Source organism: Streptomyces bluensis (genome assembly GCF_014650715.1).
Classification (GTDB): Bacteria; Actinomycetota; Actinomycetes; order Streptomycetales; family Streptomycetaceae; genus Streptomyces; species Streptomyces bluensis.
This window is the reverse complement of the sequence record NZ_BMVM01000035.1, coordinates 38,474-44,473: the sequence shown is the minus strand read 5'-3', so window position 1 is coordinate 44,473 and position 6,000 is coordinate 38,474. Positions and strand designations below refer to the sequence as shown.

1 protein-coding gene (running past one end of the window) is annotated in these 6,000 nt (G+C 71.5%); it reads left to right on the top strand.

The window, feature by feature from the left end; all coding sequences use genetic code 11:
• On the top strand, positions 1-6,000 hold part of the coding region annotated (locus IE262_RS38820) for a type I polyketide synthase (RefSeq protein WP_189880327.1) (this coding region is incomplete at its 5' end). 22,038 nt of the annotated region lie beyond the right edge of the window; 6,000 of 28,038 annotated nt are visible.

Here is a 6,000-nt window from a genome sequence, read left to right as displayed (position 1 = left end):
GACTCCGCCGATGGGGTGGGCTGGGCTGAGGGTGTGGGTGTGCTGCTGCTGGAGCGGCGGTCGGATGCGGTGCGCAACGGGCATCGGATTCTGGCGGTCGTTCGCGGCAGTGCGGTGAACCAGGATGGTGCGTCGAATGGGCTGACGGCACCGAACGGCCCGTCGCAGCAGCGAGTGATCCGGCAGGCGTTGGCGTCCGCGGGGTTGAGTGCTGGGGACGTGGATGTGGTGGAGGCGCATGGCACGGGTACCACGCTTGGCGATCCGATCGAGGCGCAGGCGCTTCTTGCCACCTATGGTCAGGATCGTGAACGGCCGCTGTTGTTGGGGTCGGTGAAGTCGAATCTCGGTCACACGCAGGCTGCTGCTGGTGTTGCCGGTGTGATCAAGAGCGTGCTGGCGATGCGGCATGGTGTCGTCCCGCGCACCTTGCATGTGGATGCTCCGTCGTCGCATGTGGACTGGTCGGCGGGTGCGGTGGAGCTGGTGCGGGAGCCGGTTGTGTGGCCGGACAGTGACCGCCCCCGCAGGGCCGCTGTCTCCTCCTTCGGCCTCAGCGGCACCAACGCCCACGTGATCCTCGAACTCCCCATGGACGCAAAGGAGTCGAGCCCCGCCCAGCAGCCGTCGGTGGTGCCGTTGGTGGTGTCGGCGCGGTCGAGGCAGGCGCTGGATGCGCAGATCGAGGTGCTGCGGGCGGCTGAGCCGTCGGTGGATGTCGCTTACACGCTGGCGGGTGGTCGTGCGCGGTTCGCGCACCGGGCAGTGTTGCTGGCGTCGGCGGAGGGCATCGCTGAGGCGGCCAGAGGAGTGGCGGTCGAGGGGCCGTTGGCGTTCGTGTTCTCGGGTCAGGGTGCCCAGCGTCTGGGCATGGGTCGGGAACTGTACGGCCGCTTCCCGGTGTTCGCCCAGGCGCTGGACGCGGTGCTGGCCGAGCTCGACCCCGCCCTGCGTGATCTGATCTGGGGCGAGGACGAGGAGGCCCTGAACCGTACGGAGTTCACTCAGCCCGCGCTGTTCGCGGTCGAGGTGGCGCTGTATCGGTTGGCCGAATCTCTGGGCCTACGGCCGGACTACGTGGCCGGTCATTCGGTCGGTGAGATCGCCGCCGCTCATGTCGCGGGTGTGCTGTCGCTCGCTGACGCGTGTGCGCTGGTGTCGGCGCGGGCGCGGTTGATGCAGGCGCTGCCTGTGGGTGGCCTGATGCTCGCGGTCGAGGCCACGGAAGCCGACGTCATCCCGCACCTCACCGACGAGGTGAGCATCGCGGCGATCAACGGCCCCGCCTCCCTGGTGCTCTCCGGCGCGGAGGAAGCCGTTCTCGCGGTGGCCGCCGCCCTGCCCGGCCGCCGCACCACCCGCCTGCGGGTCTCCCACGCCTTCCACTCCCCGCTGATGGATCCGATGCTGGAGGACTTCCGCGCCGCGATCTCCGGTCTCCACTTCGCCGAGCCCCATATCCCGCTCGTCTCGAACCTCACGGGCACCCTCACCGCCCCGGACACGCCGGACTACTGGGTCCGACACGTCCGTGGCACAGTCCGCTTCGCCGACGGCATCCGCACCCTCACCGCCCAGGGCGTCACCCGCTTCCTGGAACTCGGCCCCGACGGCACCCTCACCGCCCTGATCGAACAGTTGGCGCCCGAAGACGCGGTCGTCGTCCCGACGTTGCGCAAGGACAGGACCGAGGAAGCGGCCGCCCTCACGGCCCTGTCCCGGCTCTTCACGCACGGCGTCCCCGTGGACTGGCCTGCCCTCTTCGCCGGCACCGGCGCCCGTCTCACCGACGCCCCCACCTACCCCTTCCAACGCCGGCACTACTGGCCCGCCGTCACCGCTTCCCTTCAGGACGCCGTGGCCCTGGGGCTGCAACCCGTCGGGCACCCGCTGCTCGGCGCTGTCGTGCCGTTGGTGGAGTCCGACGGGGTGGTCCTCGCCGGGCGCCTCTCGGCAGGTACGCAGACCTGGCTCGCCGATCACGCGGTGCAGGGCAATGTGCTGCTGCCGGCGACCGCGTTCCTGGAACTGGTGCTGCGCGCGGGGGAGGAGGTCGGATGCGGCCTGGTCGAGGAGTTGTCCCTCGGCGTGCCCTTGTTCCTCGGCCCGCGTGAGGCCGTGCGGATCCAGATCGCCGTCGGTGCTCCGGACGCGGACGGCCGCCGTTCCGTCGGCGTCCACTCCCGCCCGGACACGTCGGAGGAGGATCTGCCCTGGACGCAGCACGCCTCCGGCACACTCGCCGCGGAGGACCGCTCTCCGCAGACGCTTGAGTTCACGACGTGGCCGCCCGCCGAGGCGCGGCCCCTGGACCTCGACGGCTTCTACGAGGCACGGGCGGAGGACGGTTTCGCGTACGGCCCGGTGTTCCGGGGCTTGCGCGCTGCCTGGCGACGCGGCGACGAGGTGTTCGTCGAGGCCGAGCTGCCCGAGCACGTTCCGACCAGCGGATTCGGTCTGCACCCGGCTCTTCTCGACGCCGTGCTCCACGCGGCCGCGTTCGTCGGCGAGGAGGCCGCGGAGCCGGGCGGACTGCTGCCGTTCGCCTGGGAGGGCGTGTCCCTGCACGCGACCGGCGCCTCCACAGTGAGGGCCAAGCTGGCGCGCACCGCCACCGCCACCGCCACCGGCACCGGCACGGGCACGGCAACCGGCGGAACCGGCAGCATCGCTGTGACCGTGACCGACCAGGACGGGAACCCGGTCGCATCGGTGAACCGTCTCGTCGTCCGCCCTGCCGACGACCGTCTCTCGGCGAGCCGCACGAGCAGCGGCCTCTACCGCATCGCGTGGACGCCGGTCACCGCCACGGAGCCCTACAGCGGCCCGCTCGCCGTGGTCGGCGAGGACATCACCCGGTCGGCCCAGGCATGGGGCGCCACCGCATACCCCGATCTCGCCTCCCTCACCGACACCTCTCCCGGCGTCGTCCTCGCCCGTATCGACGGCGACCCCACCGCTGACGACCTCGTGACAGCCCTGCATGACACAACAGCGCGCGTACTACGGCTCGTTCAGGAGTGGCTCGACCAGGAGAGGCACCCCGACGCCCGCCTCGTCGTGACCACCGCAGGCATGCCCGAGCCGGTCCTCGGTGCCGTACGCGGCCTGCTCCGCACGGTGCAGAACGAACACCCCGGGCGCGTCGGCCTGCTGTCCTGGTCGGCGGGAGACGAGATCGACCCCGACCCCGACCCCGACCCCGACTCCGACCTCGACCTGCTTCGCCGGGCCCTGGCCCTCGACGAGCCCGAAACCGCCGTACGCGAAGGCCGGTTGGAAGCCCCCAGGGTCGTGCGGGCGACCACACCCGCAGACCCGGCGGCAGACTTCTGGACCGGCCCGGGCCCTGTCCTCGTGACCGGTGGTACCGGCGGCCTCGGCGCGGTCCTGGCCCGGCATCTCGTGCGCTCTCACGGTGTGCGCGAGCTGGTGCTGCTGTCGCGGCGGGGCACGGACGCACCGGGCGCCGACGAACTCGTCTCCGAGCTGACGGAGTTGGGGGCGCACCGGGTCGACGTGACGGCCTGCGACGTCTCCGACCGTGACGCGCTGGCCGACGCCCTCACCGCCGTACTGGCAGGGCGACACGTCTCGGCCGTCGTCCACGCCGCGGGCGTACTCGACGACGGGCTTGTCGGCGGCCTGACCCCCGAGCGACTGCACTCCGTCCTGCGGCCCAAGGCAGACGCGGCGTGGCACCTGCACGAACTCCTGCCCGACGTCCGGGCCTTCGTCCTCGTCTCCTCCGCCGCCGGTACCTTCGGGGGCACAGGACAGGCCAACTACGCCGCCGCCAACGCCTTCCTCGACGCCCTCGCGGAGCACCGCCGCACCCTCGGACTGCCCGCCACGTCCCTCGTATGGGGGCCGTGGGACCTCGACGGCACCGGCATGACCGGCGACCTCACCTCCACCGAACGCGAACGCCTCGCCCGCACCGGCTTCCCCGCCGTGACCCCGGAGCAGGGGCTCACACTGTTCGACACCGCACTGGCCCACGGCACGCCCGTCGTCCTTCCCCTCCCGCTCGACCTGCGCGCGATCCGTGATCGCGGTGACGTGCCCGCGGTGCTGCGGGGGCTGGTGCGCTCGCGGCGTCGGGTGGTCGCGGCGGGCGGTCTGCTCCAGCGGCTCACCGGTCTGGACGAGGTGGAACGGCGCGAGGTGCTGCTGGACCTCGTACGGGGCCAGGTGGCACTGGTCCTCGGCCACGACAGCCCGGCCGGCCTCGACGACTCGCGGTCCTTCCGCGACCTGGGCTTCGACTCACTGCTCGCCGTCGAACTGCGCAACGGCTTGCAGTCGGTGACCGGGCTGCGGTTGCCGGCGACGCTGGTGTTCGACTATCCGACGGTGAGCGCGCTCGCCGGATTCCTCCTGGACGAGGTGCTCGGTTCGCGCACGGCCGCTCCGGTGACCCCGTTGGCGGCGGTGACCGAGGACCCGGTGGTCGTCGTGGGCATGGCCTGCCGCTTCCCGGGTGACGTGGCGGCGCCGGAGGATCTGTGGCGGCTGGTGTCCCAGGGCGGGGACGCCGTGTCGGGCTTCCCGGAGGACCGCGGCTGGGACCTGGAGCGGCTCTACCACCCCGACCCCGAGCACACGGGCACCTCATCCGCCCGCGAGGGCGGCTTCCTCAACGACGTCGGCGGCTTCGATCCCGAGTTCTTCGGAATGAGTCCGCGCGAGGCGCTGGCGACGGACGCCCAGCAGCGGTTGCTGCTGGAGTCGGTGTGGGAAGCCGTCGAACGGGCCGGAATCGATCCGACCTCCCTGCGCGGCAGCCAGACCGGCGTCTTCGCGGGCGTCATGTACAGCGACTACGCCAACCTGCTGGCGGGCCCCGAATTCGAGGGCTTCCGCGGCAACGCCAGCTCCCAGAGCGTCGTTTCCGGCCGCGTCGCGTACACCCTCGGCCTGGAAGGCCCTTCCGTCTCCATCGACACGGCCTGTTCGTCGTCGCTGGTGGCCGTGCATTTGGCCGCGCAGGCGTTGCGTGGTGGTGAGTGCTCGCTTGCGGTGGCCGGTGGTGTGACGGTGATGTCGACGCCGACGACGTTCGTGGAGTTCTCCCGGCAGGGTGGGCTGGCGCCGGACGGCCGGTGCAAGGCGTTCTCCGACTCCGCCGATGGGGTGGGCTGGGCTGAGGGCGTGGGTGTGCTGCTGCTGGAGCGGCAGTCGGATGCGGTGCGGAATGGGCATCGGATTCTGGCGGTCGTTCGCGGCAGTGCCGTGAATCAAGACGGTGCTTCCAACGGGCTCACGGCACCGAACGGCCCGTCGCAGCAACGGGTGATCCGGCAGGCGTTGGCGTCAGCGGGGCTGAGCGCTGGGGACGTCGACGTCGTGGAGGCACACGGCACCGGTACCAGCCTCGGCGACCCGATCGAGGCGCAGGCGCTCCTTGCCACCTATGGGCAGGACCGTGAACGGCCGCTGCTGCTCGGGTCGGTGAAGTCCAACCTCGGACACACCCAGGCCGCCGCCGGTGCCGCCGGTCTGATCAAGTCGATCATGGCGATGCGGCACGGCACTGTCGCGCCGACCCTGCATGTCGACGCTCCGTCGTCGCATGTGGACTGGTCGGCGGGTGCCGTCGAACTGGTGCGGGAGTCGGTTCCGTGGCCGGACAGCGACCGCCCGCGCCGCGTCGGTGTGTCCTCTTTCGGCCTCAGTGGCACCAACGCCCACATCATCCTGGAGCAGTGGCGGGACGCCGACAGCGATCCGGTGCCCGACTCTCCCGTTCCGTCGGTGGTGCCGTCGGTGGTGCCGTTGGTGGTGTCGGCGCGGTCGGGGCAGGCGCTGGATGCGCAGATCGAGGTGCTGCGGGCGGCTGAGCCGTCGGTGGATGTCGCTTACACGCTGGCGGGTGGTCGTGCGCGGTTCGCGCACCGGGCAGTGTTGCTGGCGTCGGCGGAGGGCGTAACCGAGGCGGCCAGGGGAGTGGCGGTCGAGGGGCCGTTGGCGTTCGTGTTCTCGGGTCAGGGTGCCCAG